Here is a 1,883-nt window from a genome sequence, read left to right as displayed (position 1 = left end):
GCTGGTCCGGCTGGTTGTCGGCTGCGGGTATGTTCAGGCGGACGAGACCACTGTAAGGGTGATCAGCAAGGGAAAGGGGAAGGCCGACAAGGAGTATCTGTGGATGGTCAGGGCGGTCATGGAAAAGCTGGTCATCTTCCATTACGATGACGGCTCCCGTTCGGGACAGACGATAAGGAAACTGCTGAAGGACTTCAAGGGATATCTGCAGAGTGACGGTTACAGTGCCTACAATGTATTTGAAGGTACTGAAGGAGTGTGCCTCATAGCCTGCCTGGCCCATAATAGAGATACAATAAAATAGCAAACTCTTCCTATCAACTTTATATTCGTTGATAAGAAGAGTTTGTTGTTTTATGAATCTACAATGTGTACTTTATCGGAGGCTTACGCTACAATCAAACCTCAAAGTGTAAAAGATGTATTTGTCCGAATGCTTACCAAACAATCCGACGCAAAAAGAAAACCGGACAGCAGACTAAAGTACAGTCTGCTTGTCCGGTTGTCCAAAACCTCACCTATATATTAATCATGCAAGTCCACTCCCCATTTATCTCTATAATCAGGCAGTAGAACTTACCTCAAATTAATCCCTTTTAAAATTTCTTCAGTTTCAGCAGCGCATAGTCCGATTCCAGCGTCATGTACTTGCCGTCGCACGACTTCACGTCGAACACCGTTTCCTTCTGGTTGTCGATACCGAAATGTAGCAGCATCTCCACCGGCGCATCCTGCTTGTTGTCACTCGTGTTGGCACGCACCTTGAAATCCTTCAGTACCAACTGCGTCTCGTTGTTGCGGTATTCCGTACGTCCGATGTAACTGCCGTAGCCGTTCGGCCCCTGCTTCTCCGCCACTTCCGTCACCATGCGCGTAATGCTGTAATACAGGCGCTCGCACGTCACCACCTCACGCGTATCCTTCACCACGAACTGCTCCAACTGCCAGAATCCCTCTATATCGTTGTTGATAGGCTCCTTCTGGCAACCCTGCATTACCAGCGTTACTACCAGAGCCACCCAAATCATCACCTTGTTTCTCATAATCCGAATCCTCCACATTTTCTGATTGTCAACATACCACCCGTGCTGTTTCCCGGATAATTTCCACGGTCAACTGCCAGTGCGGCACTGAAACTCCATCCCTTCAGGCGCTCAGGCTGATAAGTCACCTCCGCCAGACTGCTGAACTGCTTCTTCACCTCGTCGAACGGATTTTTATACGTACCCCAGTTACGGGCATACGAAACCAGCAACCTCCAGTTCCATTCCTCCGACGGATCACCCGTCAGTCCCACATGCTGAGCCTTCACACGGCTTCCCTTAATCAAGTTCGTACCGTCCGAATTATATGCCGGTCCCAGCAGGAACGGATGTCCCAGCGAGTTCCCGTAATTCTGCCAGCCTAAATACTGCCAATTGTTGTAATAATTATCTTCACCGCTCATCTGCAAGTCGGTAAACGAACCCGCTATTCCGTCGTAGAGAATCGGTCCCGTCTGATCCTTTGTATTCAGACCTTCCCACACCACGGCACTGATCCAGCGATTCTTCGGAAAATCCACTTCCAGTCCGATATGACCATCCTTCCACCGTCCGTACTGCCAGAACATCTGCGAGTGATCCTCGAAATAATGCTCCAGATACGCCTTAAACCTCCAGTCGCCTACATAGTAATTCAGCGCGAAGTTCCAGCTTCCGCAGTGGTTTCCCTCCACGTTCTCCAACGTACTTTCCTGCTTGGGGAAGAACACTTTCCAGAAATCCTTGATTCCCTGCGGCATATCCTTCTCCAGACTCACGCTGCCGTCTGCATTCTTCCGCATCTGCTTGCCTCCGAACTGCGATCCAGTCTGCAAACCGAACTCAAACTCCACCGGCAAT

General features: G+C 49.7%; 2 protein-coding genes and 1 pseudogene. 1 reads left to right on the top strand and 2 read right to left on the bottom strand.

All coding sequences use genetic code 11. From position 1 onward, the window contains the following. Nucleotides 1-289 (top strand): annotated as a pseudogene (locus WKT12_RS16340) (IS66 family transposase); the annotation flags it as partial. A 307-nt stretch (nucleotides 290-596) separates the two neighbouring features. On the opposite strand, the gene WKT12_RS16335 reads toward WKT12_RS16340, so the two are convergent. Beyond that, nucleotides 597-1,043, bottom strand: coding sequence for a lipocalin-like domain-containing protein (locus WKT12_RS16335; protein WP_340320318.1), 447 nt, complete (start codon nucleotides 1,041-1,043; stop codon nucleotides 597-599). Further along, nucleotides 1,040-1,883, bottom strand: an 844-nt coding sequence (locus WKT12_RS16330) for a capsule assembly Wzi family protein (RefSeq protein WP_340320317.1), incomplete at its 5' end; no start/stop codon positions are given. The genes WKT12_RS16335 and WKT12_RS16330, both read right to left, overlap by 4 nt.

The sequence above is a fragment of the Phocaeicola sp. HCN-6420 genome (assembly GCF_037890145.1).
In the GTDB taxonomy this organism is placed as follows: domain Bacteria; phylum Bacteroidota; class Bacteroidia; order Bacteroidales; family Bacteroidaceae; genus Phocaeicola.
The sequence above is the reverse complement of the archived record's forward strand: the minus strand, read 5'-3'. Positions and strand labels throughout refer to the sequence as shown.

Excerpts from the sequence above, each read along its gene's own strand:
- WKT12_RS16335 (WP_340320318.1), bottom strand. The coding sequence starts at position 1,043 with ATGAGAAACAAGGTGATGATTTGGGTGGCTCTGGTAGTAACGCTGGTA.